General features: G+C 71.4%; 1 protein-coding gene. It reads right to left on the reverse strand.

Going from position 1 to position 1,379, the window contains the following annotated elements; translation table 11 throughout:
• A partial coding sequence (locus tag I1969_RS10955; protein WP_195235146.1) for an IS110 family RNA-guided transposase occupies positions 1–1,091 on the reverse strand: 1,091 nt, incomplete at its 3' end.
• Between the last annotated feature and the right edge of the window lie 288 nt (positions 1,092–1,379).

Below are 1,379 nucleotides of genomic sequence, written 5' to 3' on the forward strand. Positions count from 1 at the left end.
GTCACCCGCATCGCCTTGCGCATCTTCGCGAGCTCGGGGCCTTCCGGCGCGGCGCCGTCGGGGTTCGGGTCCATGAGCACGCGGTACACCTCCCGCGCTATGTAGCGCTTCAGGCAGCGGACCGCCTCCCGCCGGGACTTCCCCTCGGAGGTCCGCCTCGCCACGTACCTCCTCGTCCTCTCGTCGTACGCCATGCGCTTGATCGCGATCTCGTAGAGCGCCCAGTTCGCCTGCCGGTTGCCGCCGCGGTTGAGCCTGTGCCGGTCCGTCTTCCCGCTCGACGCGGGGATCGGGGAGGCGCCGCACATCATCGAGAACGCCGCCTCGCCCCTCAGCCTGCCGGGGTTGTCGCCGGCGGCCACGACCAGGGCGGCGGCGGTCGTGGTGCCGCAGCCCTCGACGCCGAGCAGCGCGGGCGCGTTCGCCTCCAGCAGCGCGCGGATGCGCTCGTCGAGGGACTCGACCTGGCTGCGGGCCTCCTTCCAGACCGCCGCGACGGACCGCAGCGAGGCCAGCACGCTCTCCTCGAGCGCGTCGCCCGCCTTCCTCCCGCGCGCGAGCAGCGGCATGAGGTCCTTCGGCCGCTCGCGGCCCCTGAACCGCTCCCTCAGGGCGCTCGGGGCCGTCGTGAGCATCGACTTCGCGCAGGCCGCGCAGGACGTGGACGTCGCGACGGCCAGCCTGCGCGCGACGTAGAGCTGGCGCACCGCCTCGACCCAGCCGTCCTGCGACTTCGGCACGGAGCAGCCCCTCCCGGACGCCGCCTTGCGCGCCGCGCGCTCGGCGTCCAGCGGGTCGCTCTTCCCCTCGCCGGGCCTCACCTTGTCCCTCTTGGGCCTGAGCACCTCGACGACGTTGTACCCGAGCTCCACGAGCCTCCTCGTCAGCCCGGCCCCGTACGATGCCGTGCCCTCGACGCCGACGACCATGCAGCTCCCCGGGTCGCCTATCGCCTCCGCCAGCCTGTCGTAGCCCTCGGGGTCGGCCCCGAAGCTCCCGCTCCAGATCTTCCTCCCGAGGCCGTCGAGCAGGCACAGGACATGCACGTCCTTGTGCGTGTCGACGCCCGCGATGACCGTTTCGCCTTCCATTTTCGCTCCCCTCGGTCTGCCGCCTGCTCCGCGCCCGGGTCTCCCAGACATTGCACTGACGGGAGCGCTACAATCCAATTGGCTTGTCCGATTGTCCGCGCTCATGCTCCTATTAGGTCATGGCAGGACTCCGGGACGCGGATGCCGGGGCGAGACAGGTCGGATTTGAGGACGGCCGAAGAGGCGTCAGCAGGTCAGTGGGTCATCGTCCCGGCATTCAGCATCAGGGTAGCGCTGCGACGCGGAAATCGCGCGCCGTTGCCGCGCCCCGCAGTGCCCGCTTCCCCC

This window comes from Collinsella aerofaciens (genome assembly GCF_015548375.1).
GTDB lineage: Bacteria > Actinomycetota > Coriobacteriia > Coriobacteriales > Coriobacteriaceae > Collinsella > Collinsella aerofaciens_AB.